Origin of the sequence: Leifsonia sp. McL0618 (assembly GCF_049994905.1) — a bacterium.
GTDB lineage: Bacteria > Actinomycetota > Actinomycetes > Actinomycetales > Microbacteriaceae > Diaminobutyricibacter.
Window position 1 is genome coordinate 711,618 of sequence record NZ_CP188258.1, and the last position, 21,219, is coordinate 732,836.

The following is a 21,219-nucleotide window of genomic DNA, read 5'->3' on the forward strand; positions in this document are numbered from 1 at the left end:
TTTCGCGCTCGTCAGATCGACGCCGTGTCGTCGTCGATCATCGCGTCTCCGCCATGACTGTGCAGCGAGCGTGCGTAGCGCTCGGTGAGTTCCACCATGAACGGGCGATCGATGGCCATCGGGTCGATCCCGAACACGTATCCCGCGAAGTCGAGGGGGCGCTGCAGTTCCCAGATCTGCTCGTGCTGGTCAGGAGGGAGGATTCGCGCCGGGTCGCCGACAGCCACCCAGCCGATCGGCACGGTTGCGTCGTCGGGAAGTGAGGTGCGGAGGTGCACGATGGCGTCGATGCGCACTTCTGAGCCGGTGCCGAGGTGCGCACCGTTGAAGACCCGGGCGCCGGTGGCGACGAAGACCTCGCTGTCGATCGTGGCTCCCACGACGTAGGTGTGAGGCCCGATGAGGGAGTGGTCTCCGATGCTCACCGGATTCTGCCGCGTGGAGCGGATGACCGCGTTCTCCATCACGATGACGTACTCGCCCAGCCGGATCGGGCCGCCCTCGTCGGTGAGGACGGCTCCGAACAGGATGCGGCAGTGCGGCCCGATCTCGACGTCGCCGCTCAGGACTGCGGTCGGAGCGACATACGCCGTGGGGTGGACCCGCGGACGCGCCCCTCTGTGTTCGATCTCCATGCGGTCACCGTATCGCGAGGTCAGGCTGGTGCTGCGGGGTCGCGTCGACCCCGGTCAGCGGCTGAGGATGAGCGCATCGCCCTGGCCTCCGCCTCCGCAGAGTGCGACGGCCGCACGGCCGGATCCACGGCGGTTCAGCTCGTGCGCCGCGTGGACGACGAGACGGGCTCCGGATGCGCCGATCGGGTGACCGAGTGCAATAGCCCCACCGTGGATGTTGACCACTTCGTGGTCGAGCCCGAGGTCGGCCATGGACTGGAGCGCGACGGCGGCGAACGCCTCGTTGATCTCGACGAAGTCGAGGTCGGATGTGGTCAGTCCCGCCTTCGCCAACGCTGCGGCGATCGCGTGGGACGGTTGCGAGTGCAGCGAATTGTCCGGGCCCGCCACCTGCGCGTTCGCCCCGAGGACTGCCAGCCACGGGAGCCCCCGCCGCTCGGCGTTCTCCCTGCTGGTCAGCACCACCGCTGCGGCTCCGTCGCTGAGCGGCGACGAGTTGCCCGCGGTCAGCGTGCCGTCGTCGGCGAAGCTCGGGCGGAGCCGGCCGAGCACGTCGGCCGTCGAGTCAGGACGCACGCCTTCGTCGGCGTCGATGACGACCGGATCGCCCTTGCGCTGGGGGATGACGACGGGAGCGATCTCTGCGGCGAAGATGCCGGAGGCCGCCGCCGCACCTGCTCGCCGGTGGGACGCGGCCGAGAACTCGTCCTGCGCTTCGCGGGTCAGGCCGAGCTTCGACGTGTACCGCTCGGTGGATGCGCCCATCGAGTCGCCGTCGAATGCGTCGGTGAGGCCGTCGTGCGCGGCGGAGTCCAGCGCGGTGATCGAACCGTACGACCACCCCAGGCGGGAGCCGGGAAGGACGTGCGGGGCGTTCGTCATCGACTCCTGGCCCCCTGCGACGACGACCTCGGCCTCGCCGGACCGGATGAGCCGTGCTGCGTCGATGATCGCCGCGAGCCCGGAGAGGCATACCTTGTTGATGGTGACCGTCGGAACCTGCCAGCCGAGTCCTGCGGCGATCGAGGTCTGGCGGGCGGGATTCTGGCCGGCCCCGGCCTGGAGCACGTGGCCGAAGATGAGCGCGTCGACATCGGCGGCGCCGATCGCGCCTGCGCCACCGGTTCCGAGCCGTTCGAGCGCGGCCCGCACGGCGATGGCGCCGAGGTCGACAGCACGGAGCGAGGAGAGGCCGCCTGTGATCTTGCCCTGCGGTGTGCGTGCAGCGGACAGGATGACGACGTCAGTGTTGGCGGTCATGGGCGACTCCTTCGTGGCCTGGAACGGCGGCTCGTGGCCGCACCCTTCCACGATCTCACACCCGGGAGTGCGTCGCACGCCAACTCATCCACAGGTCAGTTTGTCCACAGATTTCAGTCGGGATCACTGCCTCGCGCGACGCCCTCCTAGCGTGGAGGGATGTTCGACGAGGAGGAAGATAATGAGCCGCTCGATGCCGTTCCGCCCCATGACCGGCCTCGTGAGAGGCTGCGCCGGCTCGGCCCGGGAGTGCTCACCGACGAAGAGATCCTCGCGCTGGTGCTCGGCACCGGGCAACCTGGCCGCAGCGTGCTCGCGACCGCGCGTTCGATCCTGCGGCAGACCGGTGGCTTCAGTGGGCTCGCAGCCATGGACGTCACCCGCCTCGAACGGCTGCCGGGAATCGGACCCGCAATGGCCGGCAGGCTTACGGCGACCCTTGAAATCTGGCGACGCGCCGGCACGACGTCGGCGTGGTCGCCGCTCGTCGATGACGAGGCGACATCCCGGATCGTCCTGCCAGAACTCGCTCATCGCTCGACCGAGCGTTTCGTCGTGGTGGTCGCCGACCGCGCACTGCGTCCGCTCGAGGTCGTCTTCGTGCGCGACGGCGGAGACATTCCCGTGCAGGTCGAGCCGAGCGAAGTCCTGCAGTCCGTGCTCACGAGAGGCGGCAGGTCCTTCGCCGTCGCTCACAACCATCCGAACGGGGCGCTCGAGCCGAGCGTCGCCGATATGGCTGTCACCAGGCGGCTCGGAGCGGGAGCCGCGACCATCGGCCTCCGGTTCCTTGGGCACATCCTCGTCGCGGGCTCGGAATGGATGCGCCTCTGAACTAGGGAAGAAGGCGGGTCGGTCCGCGGAAGAGGTACGTCGTCTCGCGCAGGTTCGACAGGTGCAGCATCAGCATCAGCACGCGGGCGAGTCCCATTCCGAATCCGCCGTGAGGCGGCACTCCGTAGCGGAAGAAGTCGAGGTAGAACTCGAGCTCCTCGGGGTCCAGCCCCTTCTCGCGAGCCTGCGCCTCGAGAATCTCGATGCGGTGTTCGCGCTGTGCCCCCGTGGAGATCTCCACGCCGTTGAAGATGAGGTCGTAGCTGTTCGTCAGCGTCACGTCGTCTGCATGGCGCATGTGGTAGAACGGCCGGATGCTCGAGGCGTAGTCGGTCAGAAAGACGAACTCGTGGTCGAAGACCTCCTTCACATACGCAGAGATCTGGCGCTCGCCCTCGGGGTCCATGTCGTCGTCGTGCCGCGGCACCTCATAGCCGCGCTCGGCGACGATGCGCTTCGCCTCGGCGAGGGGAATGCGGGGGAACGGAGTTGCCGGAACTACGACCTCCACGCCGAAGAGCTCCCTGATCTGCTCACCGTGCTTCTCTTTGACGGCGGTGAAGCCCGCCACGATGAGGTCTTCGTGCAGCTTCATGACGTCTTCGTGGCTGTCGATCCAGCTGATCTCGCTGTCGACGCTGGTGAACTCCGTCGCGTGGCGGCTCGTGAAGCTGGGGTCGGCGCGGAACGCAGGCCCGACCTCGAAGATCTTGCCGAATCCGGCCGACTGCGCCATCTGCTTGAAGAACTGCGGGCTCTGCGCGAGGTACGCCTTGGTCTCGAAATACCCGACCTCGAAGAGCTCGGCGCGCGACTCGCTGGCGCTCGCCATCAGCTTGGGGGTGTGGAGCTCGATGAAGTCGTTGGCGACCCAGTACTGGCGCATCGCGTGCTCGAAAGTCGTCTGGATGCGAAAGATCAAGAGGTGCTTCGGCTCGCGCAGGTCGAGGAAACGCCAGTCCATGCGCTTGTCGATGCCGCTGTCGGCGGCGATCGGCGTCTCGGGCACCGAAGCCGTCTCGACGACCAGCGACGAGAGCTTGATCTCGATGCCACCGAGCTTGACGCGCTCATCGTGCTTGAGCTCGCCGCTGGCGACGACGAAGGTGCCCTGCGAGAGGCCGGAGATGGTCGTGGCGGGTTCGTCGGCGACCACGGCACCGTCGGCATCCGTCGTACGCGGGTTCACCAGCTGAACGGCGCCGGACTCGTCGCGAAGCACGACGAACTGCACCTTTTTCTGGTCCCGCACAGTATCGACCCACCCCGCAACGGTGACGGGTCCGTCGGGAAGGGCGGACAAGTTCTTGATCAAAACGCGTGCGGTCACAGCCATCAAGCCTACCGCCCGGCCGTTCCCGGCGAATTCAAGGGAAAGCCCTCCGTAGACTGGGGTCGTGGTAGCAAGCCAGGTTCATCTCGTCCGACACGGAGAGGTGTTCAATCCCGATGGCATCCTGTACGGCAGGATGTCGGGCTTCGGCCTCTCCAAACTCGGTCACCGTATGGCCCAGGCCGCCGCCGACGACCTGGTGGAACGCGACCGCGCCATCTCGGCGATCTTCGCATCCCCCCTGCAGCGCACACGCGAATCGGCCAAACCGATCGCGGTCGCATTCGGCCTCCCCGTCGATATCGAAGACCGCATCATCGAGCCAACGAACCACTTCGAGGGCACCGTGATGAAGCGCGCGCTCCGCAAGCCGCGCAACTGGCCGTACGTCGTGAACCCGTTGAGGCCCAGCTGGGGCGAGCCGTACGCGAGCATCGTCCTGCGCATGCGTGCCGCGCTCGACGCAGCATTCCTGTCGGTCGACTCGGGCGATGTGGTGCTGGTCAGCCACCAGCTGCCGATCTGGGTCACCCACCTCGCGCTCGCAGGCGAGCGGTTCCCCCACGATCCCCGCAAGCGCCGCTGCTCCCTGTCGAGCATCACGACGATCGAACAGCGCCTGGGCGACGACGGCAAGACCACCCTGGTCGAAGTCGGATACGTCGAGCCGGCACGCGTGCTGCAGGGCCTCGCGACGGATGTCGGGGCGGTCTGATGCGCTCACACACGAACCGCAGGCTCCGCATCATCGCGCCGGCGGCCGCAGTCGCCGTTGCCGCGCTGCTCCTCACCGGTTGCACCACAGACAGCCTCGCCGCGCAGTACCGTGCGGGCACCGGCCAGAACTACATCGCCGGCGACGGGTCCATCACCGAGATCGCCCTCGACCACCGGGGTCCCTCGATCGACTTTGCCGGAAAGACCGAACACGGCGACGCGGTGTCGTCCAAGGACTACGCCGGCAAGGTGCTCGTCGTGAACTTCTGGTACGCGGGCTGCCCTCCGTGCCGGGTCGAAGCCCCCGATCTCGAAACCCTGTACAAGAAATACCAGCCGAAGCAGGTCAGCTTTCTCGGAGTCAACCTCTACGACTCCGCCAGCACGGTGCTCGGCTTCGCGAAAGACCACGACGTGACCTATCCGTCGGTGCTCGATCGTGACACGGGCTCGGTGCTGCTCGCCTTCAGCGGCACTGTCCCGCCGAAAGCAACACCGACGACGCTCGTGATCGACAAGAAGGGCCGTGTCGCAGCCCGCATCCTCGGGGCGCTCCCCGACCGCAGCATCCTCGACACCATCATCAGCTCCACGCTCGCCGAGACCGACTGAACGTGAGCGGAATCGGACAGATCGTCTTCAGCGGGCAGCTTCTGCTGGCGCTGCCGATCGCGCTGCTCGCCGGGCTCGTGTCGTTCGCGTCCCCGTGCATCCTGCCGCTCGTGCCCGGTTATCTGGCGTACGTCGGCGGCTTCAGCGAGCCTGGCGAGAAACGTGACCGCGCGCGTCTGCTCACGGGCGTCGCACTCTTCGTTCTCGGTTTCGCGATCGTCTTCATCGCCTACGGCGCGGCCTTCGGCGCCCTCGGTTCCTGGCTGATCCGCTGGCAGGACATCGTCGTGCGGGTACTCGGTGTCGTGGTCATCGTGATGGGGCTCGTCTTCGTCGGCCGGTTCTCGTTCCTGCAGAAGACCATCAAGCCGAACTGGCGCCCGGCGACCGGGCTCATCGGCGCACCGGTGCTCGGGATCGTCTTCGGCATCGGATGGACGCCGTGTTTCGGCCCGACACTCATCGCGATCAACGCGCTCAGCGTCGGAAGCGGTTCGCCGTGGCGCGGCGCCCTGCTCGGCCTCTTCTACTGCATCGGACTGGGAGTCCCGTTCCTGCTCGTCGCACTCGGCTACGAGTGGGTCGCGTCCTCGGTCGCATTCCTCAAACGGCATATCCGTGCCATCAACATCATCGGCGGTGTACTGCTCATCGTCATCGGTGTCCTCATGGTCACCGGGCTGTGGAGCCTCATCATGTCCCAATTCCTGGCGGTGATCACTGGTTTTGAGCCGGCCATCTGATCACATCGACTCTGCGGCGCCGCCGCAGGAAACCGACATCAACCAGCCGAATCTGGGGTTCGCCGGCTGGCTTCGCTGGTTCTGGCGCCAGCTGACGAGCATGCGCACCGCGCTGTTCCTTCTTTTGCTGCTGGCGATCGCGGCCGTCCCCGGTTCCCTCGTGCCGCAGCGCAGCTCCGACCCCAACGGAGTGACCCAGTACTTCCAGGCGCACCCCGACATCGCGCCGTTCCTGGACAAACTGCAGGCCTTCGACGTCTACACGTCGGTGTGGTTCTCAGCCATCTACCTGCTCCTGTTCGCTTCGCTGGTCGGATGCGTCATCCCGCGCACGAAACACCACTTCGATGCGCTGCGGGCCAAGCCACCGCGCACGCCGGTGCGCCTCTCCAGGATGGCCGGCTTCCAGAGTCGCACCCTCACCGGCGAGCAGGCTGCGTCGGCCGCGGAGCCGATCGCCGCCGCACGCGACCTCCTGCGCAAAGGCGGGTATCGCGTCGCGCTCTTCGAGGATGCGCGCTCGACGTCGGTCTCGGCCGAACGCGGCTACCTGCGCGAGACCGGCAACCTCGTCTTCCACTCGGCACTCGTGGGAATCCTCCTCGCAGTGGGCCTCGGAGGCGGCTTCGGCTACAACGGCCAGAAGGTCGTCGTGGTCGGGCAGAGCTTTGTGAACAGCCTCCCGTCGTACAACACGTTCAACCCGGGGCGCTTCTTCACCGACACGTCGCTCCAGCCGTACTCGATCCGCGTCGACAGTCTCGACGTCGCCTACGAGACGAAGAACGCGAATGCGATGGGCGAGCCCATCGACTACACGGCGCACGTCACGACAACCCAGCCGGGGTCGTCATCCGCAACCACGACGATCAAGGTGAACGATCCCCTCGAGATCGGCGGAACGCAGGTCTACCTCCTCGGGAACGGCTACGCGCCGACGATCACCGTACGCGACCCTGACGGCACGATCGTGTTCCAGGACTCCGTGCCGTTCCTGCCGCAGGACCCGAACCTCACATCGCTCGGCGTCATCAAAGTGCCGGACGGGCTGGCGAAACAGCTCGGGATGATCGGGTTCTTCTACCCGACCAAGGGAGCCAGCCAGACGGCGGCCGGCGCTTTCGCGTCCACCTTCCCGGGGCTCAACAACCCGCTCCTGACCCTGAACGTGTACCAGGGTGACCTCGGTGTGAACTCGGGGGTGCCGCAGTCGGTGTACAACCTCGACACCGACAAGCTCGTGCAGCTGACCGGCCCCGGCGCGAAATTCAAGGCGCTCGAACTCGCCCCGGGCGAGACCGTGCAGCTGCCGAACGGGCTCGGCAGTGTCAGCCTCGACGATGTCAAGCGCTTTGCGACGCTCGACGTCCACCATGATCCGACCCAGGGCTGGGTGCTCCTTTTCGCGATCCTCGTGCTCGCCGGTCTGCTGACGTCGCTCTTCGTTCCTCGACGGCGTGTCTGGGTCAAGGCGATCCGCGGCGACGACGGGTCGCTCACCCTCGAATACGCAGGACTTGCACGTGGCGACGACCCCAATCTCGGCGCCGCAGTGAACACGCTGGCCGATCGACACATCGCTTCGCTCACCACACCCGAAAACACTTAGGCTTACACCGTGACTGACACCCTGGCTCAGCTCTCCACACTCTGCATCTACTCCGCAATGGGCATCTACGCGCTCGCCTTCGTGGCGTTCGCGCTCGACCTGGCCCGGCGCGGCGCCCGAGCGACGGTTCCGGCGGAGCTGCCGAGCGCCGTGGCGAGCCGCGCGGAAGCGGCCGCGCAGGAGTCGAGTGGCGGGTCGACCACGACCCTGACCCGCATCAGCACCCGCGTCGAAGACGAAGTGCATCGCGGCGGCGAGACCTCGACGAGCATGCGGGTCGCGTTCGCGCTCACGATCCTCGGCTTCGTCTTCCACCTCGCTGCGGACATCTTCCGCGGTGTTGCAGCCGGCCGGGTCCCGTGGGCGAACATGTGGGAATTCTCGATGACGGGCACCCTGGTCATCGTCGGGGTCTTCCTGCTGGTGAACCTGCGCTTCGACCTGAAGTACCTCGGCACCTTCGTGCTCGGCCTGGTGTGCATCCTGTTGATGATCGCGACGGTGCGCTACTACGTTCCTGTCGTGCCGCTGCCCCCGGCCCTCCAGTCGTACTGGCTGGTCATCCACATCATGGTGGCCATTCTCGGCACGGCATTCTTCGCACTCGGCTTCGCACTCTCCGGGCTGCAGTTGCTGCAAGTACGTCGCGAGCACCAGGTCGCAGAGTCGAAGCCACAGCAGTTCCGCTTTCTGGCCACAATGCCGGGATCGCAGACGCTCGAGAACCTGGCGTACCGGGTCAACATCGTCGGCTTCATCTTCTGGACCTTCACGCTGATCGCGGGAGCCATCTGGGCCGAGAAGGCGTGGGGCCGCTACTGGGGCTGGGACACCAAAGAGGTCTGGACCTTCATCATCTGGGTGATCTACGCGGGGTACATCCACGCGCGCGCCACCCGCGGATGGCGCGGCTCCCGGTCGGCCTGGCTGGCGATCATCGGATTCTCCGCCGTGATGTTCAACTTCGGCGTCGTCAACGTCTTCTTCCACGGACTGCACGCGTACTCGGGACTCTGATCCCGCCCGCGGGGCGGCCCGTGCACACCCTCTGAACACGAGCATGCGCTGCAACCTGTGCACCGGTTCACAACCTGCGCGCGGGACGGACCAACCCGCCGCGCTACGCGTCGTGGTGCTGGATGACCGTGTCGGTTCCCGGGTAGACCAGCGTCTCGTGGCCGTCATCGAACCGCACGAGATACGGCGGACCGCCGTCCGCGCCGTGCACTTCTTTCACTTCGCCGGACCGGTCCGGGCTTTCAACGGTTTTGCCGTGGATGACGAGCCGGTCGCCCACCGATGCCTGCATGTCCCATCATCTCCTTCGACGACACCTCTCAGGCTACGCTCGGCCGTCAGCGTCCGGAAGGCTCCCGTGGCCGACAGGCTGGACCTGGCCCAATCGGTCGCCGTCCTCGCCCGGAGCCGAATCCTCGGTGCGGGCGCGTCCCGGTCGGCCGGCGAAGATCGCGCATGCCGCGGCTGCGAGGGCCAGGGCGATGAGCACCGGGCCCACGATGGACAGCGCGGGCGCCAGCCCGAGCGCCGTGGCGAGCATCCCGAGCGTGATCGCGACGGCGCCCTGCCCCAGATAGGCGACGAGATAGACGACCGACAACGTGCCGGCCCGGTGGTCGGGCTGCGCGTAACGGTTGATCAGCCCGACGCTGCCGAGGAAGAGCATTCCGTAGGACGCACCGAAGATCACTGACGTCGCGATGAACAGGGGCAACGATGAGAGGTTGGCACTGACGACGAGGAGGCCGATCGCGAAGGCCCCGATGAGTGCTCCGGCAGCGACGGCGGCGCGCGGTGCCATCGTGCGGGCCGCTATCGACACCACTCCGCCCACGAATGCGCTGATGGCGAGGACGAGCCCGGCGACGAGCGCGTTGTTCGTGTGAAGCACATCCTTGATCAGCTGCGCGCCGAGCGATATGAGAACGGCCCCGACGGCGAAGCTCGTCGCGGCACCGAGCGAGGCGGTGACGACGACACCGCGCAGTTCTCGCGGCACATGGATGGGTCTCGGTCGCCAGCGTGCGCCGGGAGCCGCGCTCCTGTCGTTGCGCGGCAAGAAGTAGACGGCGGTAGCCAGGGCGACCGTCACGAGCAGGAGGACCCAGAACGTCAGTTCGCGGGGCCACGGCGCATACTGCACCAGCCCGCCGCCGAGAACGGTGGCGATGGTGAGGCCGACGGCGGTCGCGAGCGTGTTGATGGAGCTCGCTCGTGACACGCTTCGCCCGTATTCGACGAGCGCGGCGCCGGCGGGACTCAGCGCGAGTCCGACGCCGATGCCCTGGAAGATCCGCCCGATGAACAGCCATGCGACATCGGGTGCGACCGCGAAGATCAGCACGCCGAAGGCGATGGAGCCGAGACCCATCAGCATCGTCGCCCTGCGCCCGATGTAGTCGGAGATTCCCCCGAAGATGACGAGCACGACGACGAGAACGACCGGGTACACCGCGAAGATCCCCGTGATCACGGCGGGGGTGAGACCCCAGGCCTGTTCGTACACCGGATAGATGAGAGCAGGTGCCCCGCTCGACCAGAGAGCGATGACGACCACCGCCGCGGCCGTCCAGAACCGCGCGCGTACCGGGAGCAGTGCTGCCATGTGCCGGCCTTTCTGCGAAAAAGTGCAGGATCGGATGCGCTGGCGGCGGTGTCGGCGCGTGTGCTTGTGGGCAACGTACCCGACGCCACCGTCATTCCCCGGTGCGGCGTGTCAGAGTGCTTCGGCCCGTTCCAGCACGTGGAAGCAGCGGGTGAGCCGGTCGAGCCACCACTGCGTGCGGTCGGCGTCGGCGGCGAGGGCGTCGAGCCTGCGGCCACTGACCACCGGGCGACCGACGCTGATCATCCCGTCGACGGGGATGCGCGGCTCGTCGGTCACATCGTCGATGAACATCGCCGCCGTTCCGAGCCCGCAGTCGTAGTCGAGCGCCGGGATCGCCGCCGCGAGGTATGCCCCCATCGCGATGCCGACCGACGTATCGATCGCGCTGGAAACCACCACGGGGAGCTCGACCTCCGCGACGATCCGAAGGGCCGAATGGATGCCGCCGAGCGGCTGAGCTTTCAGGATCAGCACATCCGCGGCCCGGGCATTCGCAACCGCCAGAGAGTCGCTCGCCTTGCGCACACTCTCGTCGGCGGCGATCGGCACGCCCATGTACTTGGTGCGGCGGCGGATCTCCGCCAACTCCTCGATGGTCGCGCAGGGCTGCTCGACGTATTCGAGGTCGAATTCTGCGAGCGCGTGGATGGCGTGCTCGGCTTCGTCGACGTTCCACAGGGTGTTCGCGTCCACGCGGATCCGCCCTTCAGGGCCGAGCGCCTCACGCACCGCGCGCACCCGGGCGATGTCGTCGGAGAGCGACTGGCCGGGTTCGGCGACCTTCACTTTGGCCGTGCGGCATCCCGGGTAGCGGGCCAGCACATCCGCCACCTCGTCCGCCGCGACAGCGGGGACCGTCGCGTTCACGCGGATCTCGGTTCGCTCGAGTGGGGGAGTCGCCCTCCAGCCGAAGTCGATCGCGGCGTGCAGCCACGCTGCGGACTCCCGGTCGCCGTACTCGATGAACGGGGAGAACTCGGTCCAGCCTTCCGGGCCTTCGACCAGAACGGCTTCGCGTACCGTGATTCCACGGAAACGCGCACGCATCGGAAGGGCGACGACGCGAGCATTCGCCAGGAGGTCGGACAGCTCAGGCTGCATTGTCCCAGTCTTGCACGCACACCTTGTCGCGGCGTCTGCGGCAGACCCTAGGCTTGAGGCATGGCACAGGCCGTTTCTGAGATCTTCGACGCGAGCGCATGGAAGCCCGTTGCAGGCTTCGACGGGCTCACCGACATCACATACCATCACGACCTCGCCGGTCGCATTGCGCGGATCGCTTTCGACCGCCCCGAGGTGCGGAACGCTTTTCGGCCGCACACCGTCGATGAGCTCTATGCGGCGCTCGACGACGCCCGCATGAACCCGAAGATCGGCGTCGTTCTTCTCACGGGCAACGGCCCGAGCCCGAAAGACGGTGGCTGGGCGTTCTGCTCGGGTGGCGACCAGCGCATCCGGGGCCGTGACGGCTACAAGTACGCCGAGGGCGAGACAGCCTCGGGTATCGACGCCGCACGCAGCGGCCGGCTGCACATCCTGGAGGTGCAGCGCCTGATCCGCTTCATGCCGAAGGTCGTGATCGCCGTCGTTCCCGGCTGGGCGGCGGGCGGAGGCCACTCACTGCATGTGGTCTGCGACCTGACGATCGCCAGCGCCGAGCACGGGCGCTTCAAGCAGACGGATGCCGATGTCGGCTCGTTCGACGCCGGCTACGGCAGCGCATACTTCGCCCGCCAGATCGGCCAGAAGTTCGCACGAGAGGTGTTCTTCCTCGCCCGTGAATACTCCGCGCAGCGCGCTTACGAGATGGGCGCCGTGAACGCCGTCGTCCCGCACGAGCAGCTGGAAGCCACCGCGCTCGAGTGGGCGAACGAGGTCCTCACGAAATCGCCGACGGCCATCCGGATGCTCAAGTTCGCCTTCAATGCGGTCGACGACGGCCTCGTCGGCCAGCAGGTGTTCGCCGGCGAAGCGACCCGCCTGGCGTACGGCACCGACGAAGCCGTCGAGGGCCGCGACTCCTTCCTCGAGAAGCGGCAACCGGACTGGTCGCCCTTCCCGTGGCAGTACTGACCCCGGAAGCAGCGACGTGACCCGTCCGCTTCGCATCGTCGACTCGGAGAATCCCGAGGTCGTGCTCGAAGCTGTGCGCGACGTGCTCTCGGGAACCGGGCCCGCCGTCATCCCGCGCGAGGCGCAGACGACGCAACGGCAGACCCGCGACTTTCCCGACGTGCCGCCGACAGTGCCCCAGAACGTCGTGCTCGTCATCGAGACGTCGGGCTCCACGGGGGTGCCGAAACGGGTCGCCCTCTCGGCGGATGCCCTGCTCGCGAGTGCTGCCGCATCGGCAAGCGCGCTGGGAGGTCAGGGCCAGTGGTTGCTTGCGTTGCCCGCGCATTACGTTGCCGGTGTGCAGGTGCTCGTGCGGTCGGTTGCCGCGGGAACAGACGCGGTGATCCTCCCGTCCGGGCATTTCGAGCCGTCGGTCTTCGCCGACCTGGCCCGGTCGATGACGGCGGATGCGCGGTTCGTTTCACTGGTGCCGGTACAGTTGGCGCGTCTTCTCGACTCCGCCGATCACGATGCGCAGGTGCTCGATGCGCTTCGCTCCTTCGACGGGATCCTCGTCGGCGGGCAGGCGCTTTCCCCGACCCTTCGGGAGCGGGCCGGGCAGTTCGGCGTCGCTGTCACCGCCACCTACGGATCGAGCGAGACCGCTGGAGGCTGCGTCTACGATGGCGTTCCGATCGGCAACACCATTGTTCGCAGCGAGCGGGGCCTGCTGGAGATCGCGGGGTCGACGCTCGCCGAAGGGTACCTGGGCGATGCGGAGAGAACCGCCGCCACGTTCCATGTCGATGCCGGGCACCGCTGGTATCGCACCGGCGATCTCGGCCGTGTCGAGGGCGGCAGGGTCGTCGTGAGTGGACGCGCGGACAACGTCATCATCTCCGGCGGAGAGAAGGTGCTCCTCGACGCTGTCGAGCACGCCGTGCGCGCGCAGCCCGGCTTCGAACGGGCCGTCGTGGTCGCGCAGCCCAGCACGGAATGGGGCCAGGTGCCGGTGGTGGTCGTCGACTCCTCGCCGACGATGGAACTGCACGAACTCCGCACCGTCGTCGCAGCGGCACTCGGCCGGGCGGCCGCACCCGCCCGGATCGTCCAGGTCGATCGCCTGCCGATGCTCACGAGCGGAAAACCCGATCGCGTGACGATAACGCGGCAGGTCGAGGTGCATCCGCCGGCATAGGACCCGTGGATAGAATGCGCTCTGTGATGAGTCAGAACCGCGCCGGATCCCAGAAGCCCAAGCCCGCGAACCGAAGCAATTCCGGGCGGAGCGGGCGTCCCGGGGCGCCGCGGGTCAAGGTCAAGCCGGCAACCACATCCGACTGGATCGCGGGTGCGCGGCTGCGCACCCTCCCACTCGGGATCTCGCCGGTCATCATCGGAACCGGCGCAGCCACTCTCATCGACGGTCCGGGTGTCTACCACCCCGTCCGCGCAGTGCTCTGCCTGCTGGTCGCCGTCTTCCTCCAGATCGGCGTGAACTACGCCAACGACTACTCCGACGGCGTGCGGGGCACGGACCAGTTCCGCGTCGGGCCCAGCCGTCTGACGGGTTCGGGCCGGGCGAAGCCGCGAACGGTGCTGGCCGTGGCGCTGTCGTTCTTCGCGCTCGCCGCACTGGCAGGGCTCACCCTCGTCATCCTGACGCAGCACTGGTGGATCCTTCTGGTGGGCGCGGCCGCGATCGCAGCGGCCTGGTTCTACACCGGCGGAAAGCGGCCATACGGCTACTACGGTCTCGGCGAACTGTTCGTTTTCGTCTTCTTCGGGCTGGTCGCCACGGCCGGCACAACCTACATGCTGACGGGTTCCGTCAACCAGGAGGCCTGGTACGGGGCGGTCATTGCGGGCCTGATCGCGTGCGCGGTGCTGATGGTCAACAACATCCGCGACATCGTGCCCGACAAGCAGGCACACAAGCGAACCCTCGCCGTGCTGATCGGTAATATCGCGTCGCGCATCGTCTTCTGTGTGTTCCTGCTGGTCCCGTTCGGTTTCCTCGCCGTCATGGCGCTCTTCTACCCCGGGGCGTGGCTCGGTTTCTTCGCACTTCTGCTGGCGCTGCCGGCGTGCATCATCGTGCTGACGGCGAAGACGCCGCGCGAGCTCGTCCTCGCCCTGCAGCTGACGAGCTTCACCGGGCTGGCCGTTGCCGTCGCGCTCGGTGCGGCTTACGCCTTCTGATCGGTGCCGGGCTCGGCAGGCTCGACCGCAGAATCGATGGCTGAGTCTTCGGCCTCGTCGTCGGCCGACACGAGCGGCTTCTCGCGATGGCGCACCTCATACAGGTCGCGCGAGACGGCTTCACGCGGGCGCCGCAGGAGCACGTAGGAAAGGCAGAGTCCGATGAGCGCGGCGGCAACCACCGAGATCCACGCCTCGACGCCGACGAGGAGGAGGATCGCGAGGGGTGCGACGAACAACAGGAGCCGGAGCACCGTGTACGTCACCCAGGAGGGAATGCCTTTCACGCTCCCAGCTTAGAGTCACACTCTGAGAGTTACGATGGACGCATGGTTCGCCTCTGGATCGTCCTCGGCGTCGCTGCCGCGATCTTTTACATCTATTCAGTGGTGGACTGCGCACTGTTCGACCGGTCACGGGTGCGCGGCCTTCCCAAGCCGATCTGGCTCATCGTCATCATCCTGTTCCCGATCATCGGGGGCATCCTCTGGTTCCTCATCGGCCGCGGCCGACGCCGAATCCAGAGCGCCCTCCGCACGGTCGCGCCCGATGACGACCCTGCATTCCTGAAGCGCCTCGCCGCCGACCGCGACCAGGAAGAACGCATCAAACGGCTCGAACAGGAACTCTCCGAACTCGACGGGGATGGCGGAGAGAACGACCAAACCGGCCGTCGGGATGCATGATGCTCCGACCGGCAATCCTGCCACCGACTACTCGCTCGCCCTTCTGACCGAATTCGTGCGCCTCGGCGTGCGCGACGTCGTGCTCAGTCCCGGTTCACGGTCGCAGGCGCTTGCACTTGTGGCCGCGGAACTCGAGCGGAACGCATCCATTCGGCTGCACGTGCGAATCGACGAGCGCGTCTCGGGGTTCCTCGCGCTCGGGCTCGCCGTGGAGAGCGGGCGGCCTGCGGTCGTCATCACCACGAGCGGCACCGCGACCGCCAATCTCCATCCCGCGGTGCTCGAAGCCCACCATTCGACCGTGCCGATGATCGTCATCACCGCCGACCGGCCGGTCGAGTTGCGGGGCATCCGGTCGAACCAGACGACGGTGCAGCCCGGCATGTTCGGCTCGGCGGTGCGCTGTGGGGTCGACATCGACGCGCCGCACGGTGCACCGGGCGAGGCGGGTCACGCCCGCGACCTCGCCCGCGCAGCCGTCGAGGCGTCACTCGGGTCGACGAGCGGCGACCCCGGGCCTGTGCAGCTCAACATCGCGTTTCGCGAGCCGCTGTCCGTGGCCGTGCCTGCGGGCGCGGTCCCGGATGCGGTGGGCGGCGACCCTGCGCCGGCCGTCATGTTCGGTCGGCCCGCCGTCGAACTCACGGCGGGGCCGCGCACCGTCGTCGTCGCCGGCGCCGGAGCCGGGCCTGCAGCCGAAGAACTGGCGCGCGCGGCGGGGTGGCCGCTCCTGGCCGAAGTGTCGAGCGGGGCGCGGTTTGGCCCGAACCTCGTCGTGGCCTACCGCGAACTGCTCTCCGACGAAGGCTTCGGCGGCGCGGTCGAGCGGGCGGTCGTCTTCGGTCACCCCACACTCAGTCGCGAGGTTCCGGCCCTTCTCGTGCGCGACGACATCGAGACGATCGTGGTGGCGCCCCTCGGGGCAGAGGCGTACAACCCCGGGCGCCGGGCGACGATCGTCGGCGACGTCGTCGCGCCTGCGGGCAGCGACCCGCGCTCGCCGGAGGCCCGTGCGTGGGTGGGAAGCTGGGTGTTCGCGAGCCGTGGGCTGCAGGAGGATGCGGAACGCGCATCCGACCCCGGCCTCGCCGCTCCGGACCTGGACAGGGCCATGTCGTCCGACCCGGTCGAACGCGGCGCCTTCGCCCGAGCCGAACTGGCCGCCGCTCGGGCGCCCATCACGAGGGCGATGCTCGCCGAAGCGCTCTGGCGCTTCACCTGGCCGCACGACCGGCTGGTTCTCGGGGCGTCCCGCCTGATCCGCGACGCCGACCGCATCGTGCCGGGCAAGCGCATCCGTGTGCACGCCAACCGCGGTCTCGCCGGCATCGACGGCACCATCGCGACCGCCATCGGTATCGCGCTGGCGAGCCGGGCCGCAGCGGACGCTGCGGGAGAGGCATCCGGCGTCACTCGCGTGCTGCTCGGTGATCTCGCCCTGCTCCACGACGCGGGCGCCCTTCTCCTCGGCGACGGTGAAGCGAGACCGCAGGTGCAGCTGGTCGTCGGAAACGACGGGGGCGGCACGATCTTCGACGGACTCGAGGTCGCAGCGACCGCCCCTGCGGCGGCGCTCGACCGGGTGATGTACACGCCGCAGCGGGTCGACATCGCCGCCCTCGCCGCCGCCTACGGCTGGCACCACCAGCTCGCTCGCACGCGTGGCGAGCTGGACCAGGCGCTGTCAGCGCCGCCGGCGGGGCCGAGCATCCTCGAGATCCCGCTCACCCGCTGACCTCGCGCCGAACCTGTCCCCGGGGGTGACGACGTGCGAGCATGGAGTACTTCGACGATGAGGAGACCGGCCCATGCGTGAAACCTTCTGGACTGCCGATCCGATCGACCTGCTGAGGGTCGGCGACGGTTTCGTGCTTGCGGACAGCCCGACGGATGCCCGGCCGGGGTTCGACCGCGGAAAGAAGCACGGTGCGTATGCCCTCGATGAAGGTGCCGCCGTGCTGCGGGAACTGCAGGAAAAACTCTTCGCGGCCGGGACGGTGGGGGAACGAAAACAGGTGCTACTCGTGCTGCAGGCGATGGACACGGCAGGCAAGGGCGGCATCGTCTCCCACGTCATCCGGGCCGTCGACCCCAACGGTGTGCACTACGTGGCGTTCAAGGCGCCGAACCAGGTCGAACTCGCGCACGATTTTCTGTGGCGCGTTGCCAAGCAGGTGCCCGCAGCCGGCGAATTCGGCGTCTTCGACCGCTCGCACTACGAAGACGTGCTCATCGCCCGGGTTCGCGAGCTGGCGCCGCCCGAAGAGATCGAGCGTCGGTACGGCGCGATCAACACGTTCGAGCGCGGGCTCGTCGACACGGGTACCGTCGTCGTCAAAGTCATGCTTCACATCAGCAAAGACGAGCAGAAACGGCGGCTGTCGAGCCGGCTGGAACGTGAGGACAAGCACTGGAAGTACAACCCGGCCGACGTGGATGAGCGGATGCGCTGGGACGACTACCAGGACGCGTTCCAGCGCGTCTTCGATCGTACGTCGACGGACTGGGCTCCCTGGTATGTGATCCCCGCGGACCGCAAATGGTATGCACGCCTGGCGGTGCAGCACATCCTGATCCACGCGCTGGAGAGCCTGAACCTCGACTGGCCCGGCGTGGACTACGACATCGAGGCCGAGAAGAAGCGGCTCGCGGCCTCTTAGCGGTGACTGATTGCGGCCGAGCGTGACAGCTGCGGTCGAGCGTGCCTCGCAGAACGCGCACGCTCGACCGGAACGAGCACGCTCGGCGGCGGCGGGTCAGCCGAACGCCTCGACGATGGGGCGGAACTTCATCTTCGTCTCCGCCAACTCGCGCTCCGGGTCGGATTCGGCGACGATTCCGCATCCGGCATACGCGGTGAGGTCGCCGGTCTCGGTGAGCTGGGCGCAGCGGAGGGCGATCGCCCACTCCCCGTCGCCATCCGCGCCGACCCAGCCGACCGGACCCGCGTAGCGGCCGCGATCGAACGGTTCGAGCCGGCGGATGACGTCGAGGGCGTCTGCGGTCGGCGTTCCGGCCACGGCGGCGGTCGGGTGGAGTGCGTCGATGAGATCGAGTGACGTCGAACCGTCGCTGAGTGTTCCGGCGACATCCGTGGCGAGGTGCCAGAGGTTGGGAAGCTTGAGGGTGAAGGGGATCTCGCTCGTCTGGAGTGAACTGCTGTGCGGTTCGAGCGCCGAGAGCACGCTCGCGACCGCGAACTGGTGCTCGTCGAGATCTTTGAGGCTGGCGGCGAGGTCGATCGCTGCCTGGTGATCGGATGCGCCATCCGGCCCGCGAGAGATGGTGCCGGCCAGAACGCGGGCGCTCACCGTCCCGTGATCGACGCGCACGAGCGTCTCGGGGCTCGACCCGACCAGCCCGTCGACAGCGAATGTCCAGCAGTCCGGATAGCCGAGGGCGAGTTCGACGAGTGCGCGACGCAGGTCGGATTCGAGCGGGAGGTGCCCGACGAGGTCGCGGGCCAGGACGACCTTGCCGAGGTCGTGGGCCCGGATGTGCGCCACGGCGTCGGCGACGGCGACGCGGTAGGCGTCGGGCTTGAGGGTGCCGGGCAGGAGGGACAGCCGGTACTCGGCGCCGAACGGGGTCGGCCGGGGGTCGGCTGCTGCTGCACCGTCGGACCGGGTCGACCGGATACGGGTGATCCAGGACCGTCCGCCGCGGCGGCCGATGACGACCTCGGGCACGATCAGCACGCTGGTGAGGGCGCTGTCGTCAGCGAAGGCGAAAGTGCCGAACGCGACGAGCCCGGTTCCCGGCTTCGCGATGGGGTCGACGACGGTCGCGGCCCCGACGACCTCACGCCACGCCGTCGCAGCGGCGCGCATACGATCGGGCCCCGTGAACTCGAGCCGGAGGGCCGTGCCGATGCCGGCGAGGCCCTCGCCCTTCCTCATCCACACCAGCGGTCGATGCGCGTCGAGGAATGGAAGCAACTGGCGCACGTCATCGAGCGGGCTGGTCTCGACCGTGAGTTCGACGACGCCGGGTTCGTGCGCCGTAGTCGAAAGGGGAGTCACCGGTCAAGCCTACGCCCGCGGAACTGAGCATCAGATGCGCGCGGGATGGGGGTTCGAAGTGAAAGGTAAGCTAGCACGGTGAGTAAGGCCGACCTGAGCAAGAAGCCCGAGCAGGTCGCTGCGATGTTCGACGAGGTGTCGACACATTACGACAGGACGAACACGATCCTTTCCGTCGGCAACGCGGCGCTGTGGAGGTATGCGACCACGCGTGCGGTCGACCCCAGGCCCGGGGAGCTCGTACTCGACGTCGCAGCAGGCACGGGCACCTCGAGTGCTTCACTGTCGCGCACGGGCGCACGCGTCATCGCGGCCGACTTCTCTGCCGGAATGATCGAGGTGGGGCGGCAGCGCCAGGCAGACAATCCGTTCATCGAATTCGTGCAGGCGGATGCGACGGCGCTCCCGTTCGCAGACGACGAATTCGACGCGGTCACCATCTCGTTCGGCCTCCGCAACATCGTCGACCCGAAAGCAGCGCTCGCCGAGTTCCGGAGGGTGACCAAGCCGGGCGGACGCGTGGTGATCTGCGAGTTCTCCCGCCCGCCCGCTGCCGTCGTGCGCAAGGGATACTTCGCTTATCTGCGCTACGGTATGCCTGTGCTCGTGCGACTTGCGAGCTCGAACCCCGTGGCATACGAATACCTCATGGATTCGATCGCCGAATGGCCCAGCCAGCCCGTGCTGAGCGAGTGGATGCGCGACGCCGGCCTCGAGCGGGTCGCCTATCGCAACCTCACGGCGGGGATCGTCGCATTGCACCGCGGTTTCGTGCCGCTCACCGAGGGGGAGTAGTGGCTTCAAGCGTTCCGGTCGCCAGGCGCAGCACCTCGCTCTCGGGCCAGGTGGGCCTGAGCGAGCGCATCTTCGCGTCGAGCGAGGACAAGCACTTCGCGGCCGCCGTCGACGAAGGGCTCGTCCGTGTGGAGGAGGGCCTGCGCTCCGAGATGCGTTTCGCCGACCTTCTGGCGGATACCACCGCCCGCTACCTCCTCGAAGCCGGCGGCAAGCGCGTTCGCCCCATGCTCACACTCCTCACCGCGCAGCTCGGCGACGGAAACACGCCGGAAGTGCTCACGGCGGCCGAGGCGATCGAGATCACCCACCTGGCCTCGCTCTATCACGACGATGTGATGGACGAAGCGCAGATGCGGCGCGGCGTTCCGAGCGCCCAGCACGTCTGGGGCAATTCGGTCGCCGTCCTGACCGGAGACCTGCTGTTCGCCCGGGCGAGCAAGATGGTCGCATCCCTCGGCGAGCGGGCGATCACCCTGCAGGCCGACACGTTCGAGCGCTTGTGCCTCGGCCAGCTGCACGAGACGATCGGCCCGCGTGAGGGCGAAGACCCGATCGAGCACTATCTCACGGTTCTCGCTGACAAGACGGGGTCACTCATCGCGGCGGCAGCGCAGATGGGCGTGGCGTTCTCGGGTGCCCCGTCCGAGTACGAGGAGCCGGTGGTGGTGTTCGGCGAGAAGGTCGGAGTGGCCTTCCAGCTGATCGACGACGTGATCGACCTCTCCGGGGCGGCCTCGGAGACCGGCAAGACACCGGGCACCGACCTGCGCGCGGGCGTTGCGACCCTTCCTTTGCTGCTGCTCCGTGAACGCGCAGTGACCGACCCTGAGGCACGGGTACTGCTCGACCGGCTCGAGCGCGACGTCATCGGTACCGGCGACGACGGCCCGGCCAGTCCGGCAGCCATCGCGGCGATCGCCGCCCTTCGGGAGCACGACGTGACACGCGAGACCCTCGACGAGGCCCACCGCTGGGCGCGCGAGGCCGTCGAAGCGATCGAGCCGCTGCCCGAGGGTCCGGTCAAGAAGGCGCTCACGCGCTTCGCCGACACCATTGTCGAACGATCCAGCTAGAAAGAGCGATCAGG

At 67.7% G+C, this 21,219-nt stretch carries 22 protein-coding genes; 14 read left to right on the plus strand and 8 right to left on the minus strand.

The features are described from left to right. Positions 1-11: 11 nt before the first annotated feature. A complete protein-coding gene (locus tag ACPPVQ_RS03450) occupies positions 12-635 on the minus strand; it encodes a gamma carbonic anhydrase family protein (RefSeq protein WP_426518658.1) in 624 nt (207 codons plus the stop codon). Between the two features lie 54 nt (positions 636-689). Continuing rightward, positions 690-1,895, minus strand: a complete 1,206-nt coding sequence (locus tag ACPPVQ_RS03455; RefSeq protein WP_426518660.1) for an acetyl-CoA C-acetyltransferase — start codon at positions 1,893-1,895, stop codon at positions 690-692. Between the two features lie 159 nt (positions 1,896-2,054). Between ACPPVQ_RS03455 and ACPPVQ_RS03460 the strand changes: the two genes are divergently transcribed. Continuing rightward, the gene (locus ACPPVQ_RS03460) at positions 2,055-2,729 is read left to right on the plus strand and encodes a JAB domain-containing protein (RefSeq protein WP_426518662.1); all 675 of its coding nucleotides are present in this window, start codon (positions 2,055-2,057) and stop codon (positions 2,727-2,729) included. 1 nt (position 2,730) lies between these two features. On the opposite strand, the gene aspS is transcribed toward ACPPVQ_RS03460, so the two are convergent. After that, positions 2,731-4,065 carry an aspartate--tRNA(Asn) ligase gene (gene aspS, locus ACPPVQ_RS03465; protein ID WP_426518664.1) on the minus strand — a complete coding sequence of 445 codons (1,335 nt, stop codon included), beginning with the start codon at positions 4,063-4,065 and terminating at the stop codon, positions 2,731-2,733. 61 nt (positions 4,066-4,126) lie between these two features. Here aspS and ACPPVQ_RS03470 point away from each other — a divergent pair, with 61 nt between their 5' ends. From ACPPVQ_RS03470 to ccsB, 5 genes are read left to right on the plus strand one after another with little or no spacing between them, the layout of a single operon-like run. Beyond that, on the plus strand, positions 4,127-4,777 hold the full coding sequence (locus tag ACPPVQ_RS03470) for a histidine phosphatase family protein (RefSeq protein WP_426518666.1): 651 nt from the start codon (positions 4,127-4,129) through the stop codon (positions 4,775-4,777). Then, entirely contained in the window at positions 4,777-5,391 is a 615-nt protein-coding gene (locus tag ACPPVQ_RS03475; RefSeq protein ID WP_426518668.1) for a TlpA disulfide reductase family protein, read from the plus strand. Before ACPPVQ_RS03470 ends, ACPPVQ_RS03475 begins: the two co-directional genes overlap by 1 nt. Positions 5,392-5,393: 2 nt before the next feature. Further along, a complete protein-coding gene (locus tag ACPPVQ_RS03480) occupies positions 5,394-6,134 on the plus strand; it encodes a cytochrome c biogenesis CcdA family protein (protein ID WP_426518670.1) in 741 nt (246 codons plus the stop codon). Further along, positions 6,118-7,743, plus strand: coding sequence for a cytochrome c biogenesis protein ResB (gene resB, locus ACPPVQ_RS03485; RefSeq protein WP_426518672.1), 1,626 nt, complete (start codon positions 6,118-6,120; stop codon positions 7,741-7,743). Before ACPPVQ_RS03480 ends, resB begins: the two co-directional genes overlap by 17 nt. Positions 7,744-7,752: 9 nt before the next feature. Beyond that, positions 7,753-8,760, plus strand: a complete 1,008-nt coding sequence (gene ccsB, locus ACPPVQ_RS03490) for a c-type cytochrome biogenesis protein CcsB (RefSeq protein ID WP_426518674.1) — start codon at positions 7,753-7,755, stop codon at positions 8,758-8,760. A 103-nt stretch (positions 8,761-8,863) separates the two neighbouring features. Here ccsB and ACPPVQ_RS03495 read toward each other — a convergent pair whose 3' ends face one another. From ACPPVQ_RS03495 to ACPPVQ_RS03505, 3 genes are all read right to left on the minus strand, one after another. Continuing rightward, positions 8,864-9,052, minus strand: a complete 189-nt coding sequence (locus tag ACPPVQ_RS03495) for a DUF1918 domain-containing protein (RefSeq protein WP_426518676.1) — start codon at positions 9,050-9,052, stop codon at positions 8,864-8,866. Between the two features lie 33 nt (positions 9,053-9,085). Further along, positions 9,086-10,366 (minus strand): MFS transporter, encoded by a 1,281-nt coding sequence (locus ACPPVQ_RS03500; protein WP_426518678.1) that lies wholly within the window; start codon positions 10,364-10,366, stop codon positions 9,086-9,088. A 111-nt stretch (positions 10,367-10,477) separates the two neighbouring features. Next, a complete protein-coding gene (locus tag ACPPVQ_RS03505) occupies positions 10,478-11,470 on the minus strand; it encodes an o-succinylbenzoate synthase (protein WP_426518679.1) in 993 nt (330 codons plus the stop codon). Between the two features lie 60 nt (positions 11,471-11,530). Here ACPPVQ_RS03505 and ACPPVQ_RS03510 point away from each other — a divergent pair, with 60 nt between their 5' ends. Genes ACPPVQ_RS03510 through ACPPVQ_RS03520 form a run of 3 tightly spaced genes read left to right on the plus strand, consistent with a single transcriptional unit; the run spans position 11,531 to position 14,626 of the window. Beyond that, on the plus strand, positions 11,531-12,442 hold the full coding sequence (locus ACPPVQ_RS03510) for a 1,4-dihydroxy-2-naphthoyl-CoA synthase (protein ID WP_426518681.1): 912 nt from the start codon (positions 11,531-11,533) through the stop codon (positions 12,440-12,442). A 16-nt stretch (positions 12,443-12,458) separates the two neighbouring features. Continuing rightward, on the plus strand, positions 12,459-13,622 hold the full coding sequence (locus ACPPVQ_RS03515) for an AMP-binding protein (RefSeq protein WP_426518683.1): 1,164 nt from the start codon (positions 12,459-12,461) through the stop codon (positions 13,620-13,622). 26 nt (positions 13,623-13,648) lie between these two features. Beyond that, positions 13,649-14,626 carry a 1,4-dihydroxy-2-naphthoate polyprenyltransferase gene (locus ACPPVQ_RS03520; protein ID WP_426518685.1) on the plus strand — a complete coding sequence of 326 codons (978 nt, stop codon included), beginning with the start codon at positions 13,649-13,651 and terminating at the stop codon, positions 14,624-14,626. Here ACPPVQ_RS03520 and ACPPVQ_RS03525 read toward each other — a convergent pair. Beyond that, entirely contained in the window at positions 14,614-14,913 is a 300-nt protein-coding gene (locus tag ACPPVQ_RS03525; RefSeq protein WP_426518687.1) for a DUF4229 domain-containing protein, read from the minus strand. The genes ACPPVQ_RS03520 and ACPPVQ_RS03525 overlap by 13 nt on opposite strands. A 42-nt stretch (positions 14,914-14,955) precedes the next feature. On the opposite strand from ACPPVQ_RS03525, the gene ACPPVQ_RS03530 reads away from it, so the two are divergent. From ACPPVQ_RS03530 to ACPPVQ_RS03540, 3 genes are all read left to right on the plus strand, one after another. Then, complete coding sequence (locus ACPPVQ_RS03530) at positions 14,956-15,312, plus strand: PLD nuclease N-terminal domain-containing protein (protein ID WP_426518689.1); 357 nt, start codon at positions 14,956-14,958, stop codon at positions 15,310-15,312. Further along, positions 15,272-17,047, plus strand: a complete 1,776-nt coding sequence (gene menD / locus ACPPVQ_RS03535) for a 2-succinyl-5-enolpyruvyl-6-hydroxy-3-cyclohexene-1-carboxylic-acid synthase (RefSeq protein ID WP_426518691.1) — start codon at positions 15,272-15,274, stop codon at positions 17,045-17,047. The genes ACPPVQ_RS03530 and menD overlap by 41 nt, the downstream gene beginning before the upstream one ends. A 73-nt stretch (positions 17,048-17,120) precedes the next feature. After that, positions 17,121-17,972 (plus strand): PPK2 family polyphosphate kinase, encoded by an 852-nt coding sequence (locus tag ACPPVQ_RS03540; RefSeq protein ID WP_426518693.1) that lies wholly within the window; start codon positions 17,121-17,123, stop codon positions 17,970-17,972. Between the two features lie 96 nt (positions 17,973-18,068). Here ACPPVQ_RS03540 and ACPPVQ_RS03545 read toward each other — a convergent pair whose 3' ends face one another. Then, positions 18,069-19,334, minus strand: a complete 1,266-nt coding sequence (locus ACPPVQ_RS03545) for an isochorismate synthase (protein ID WP_426518695.1) — start codon at positions 19,332-19,334, stop codon at positions 18,069-18,071. A 78-nt stretch (positions 19,335-19,412) separates the two neighbouring features. On the opposite strand from ACPPVQ_RS03545, the gene ACPPVQ_RS03550 reads away from it, so the two are divergent. Further along, positions 19,413-20,129, plus strand: a complete 717-nt coding sequence (locus tag ACPPVQ_RS03550) for a class I SAM-dependent methyltransferase (protein ID WP_426518697.1) — start codon at positions 19,413-19,415, stop codon at positions 20,127-20,129. Beyond that, positions 20,129-21,205 carry a polyprenyl synthetase family protein gene (locus ACPPVQ_RS03555; protein ID WP_426518699.1) on the plus strand — a complete coding sequence of 359 codons (1,077 nt, stop codon included), beginning with the start codon at positions 20,129-20,131 and terminating at the stop codon, positions 21,203-21,205. The genes ACPPVQ_RS03550 and ACPPVQ_RS03555 overlap by 1 nt, the downstream gene beginning before the upstream one ends. The last annotated feature ends 14 nt before the right edge of the window (positions 21,206-21,219 follow it).

What these genes read in the sequence shown, in the direction of transcription:
- ACPPVQ_RS03450 (WP_426518658.1), bottom strand. Translation starts at nt 635, where the DNA reads ATGGAGATCGAACACAGAGGGGCGCGTCCGCGGGTCCACCCCACGGCG.
- ACPPVQ_RS03455 (WP_426518660.1), bottom strand. Translation starts at nt 1,895, where the DNA reads ATGACCGCCAACACTGACGTCGTCATCCTGTCCGCTGCACGCACACCG.
- ACPPVQ_RS03460 (WP_426518662.1), top strand. Translation starts at nt 2,055, where the DNA reads ATGTTCGACGAGGAGGAAGATAATGAGCCGCTCGATGCCGTTCCGCCC.
- aspS (WP_426518664.1), bottom strand. Translation starts at nt 4,065, where the DNA reads ATGGCTGTGACCGCACGCGTTTTGATCAAGAACTTGTCCGCCCTTCCC.
- ACPPVQ_RS03475 (WP_426518668.1), top strand. Translation starts at nt 4,777, where the DNA reads ATGCGCTCACACACGAACCGCAGGCTCCGCATCATCGCGCCGGCGGCC.
- ACPPVQ_RS03495 (WP_426518676.1), bottom strand. Translation starts at nt 9,052, where the DNA reads ATGCAGGCATCGGTGGGCGACCGGCTCGTCATCCACGGCAAAACCGTT.
- ACPPVQ_RS03500 (WP_426518678.1), bottom strand. Translation starts at nt 10,366, where the DNA reads ATGGCAGCACTGCTCCCGGTACGCGCGCGGTTCTGGACGGCCGCGGCG.
- ACPPVQ_RS03505 (WP_426518679.1), bottom strand. Translation starts at nt 11,470, where the DNA reads ATGCAGCCTGAGCTGTCCGACCTCCTGGCGAATGCTCGCGTCGTCGCC.
- ACPPVQ_RS03510 (WP_426518681.1), top strand. Translation starts at nt 11,531, where the DNA reads ATGGCACAGGCCGTTTCTGAGATCTTCGACGCGAGCGCATGGAAGCCC.
- ACPPVQ_RS03520 (WP_426518685.1), top strand. Translation starts at nt 13,649, where the DNA reads ATGAGTCAGAACCGCGCCGGATCCCAGAAGCCCAAGCCCGCGAACCGA.
- ACPPVQ_RS03530 (WP_426518689.1), top strand. Translation starts at nt 14,956, where the DNA reads ATGGTTCGCCTCTGGATCGTCCTCGGCGTCGCTGCCGCGATCTTTTAC.
- menD (WP_426518691.1), top strand. Translation starts at nt 15,272, where the DNA reads ATGGCGGAGAGAACGACCAAACCGGCCGTCGGGATGCATGATGCTCCG.
- ACPPVQ_RS03540 (WP_426518693.1), top strand. Translation starts at nt 17,121, where the DNA reads ATGCGTGAAACCTTCTGGACTGCCGATCCGATCGACCTGCTGAGGGTC.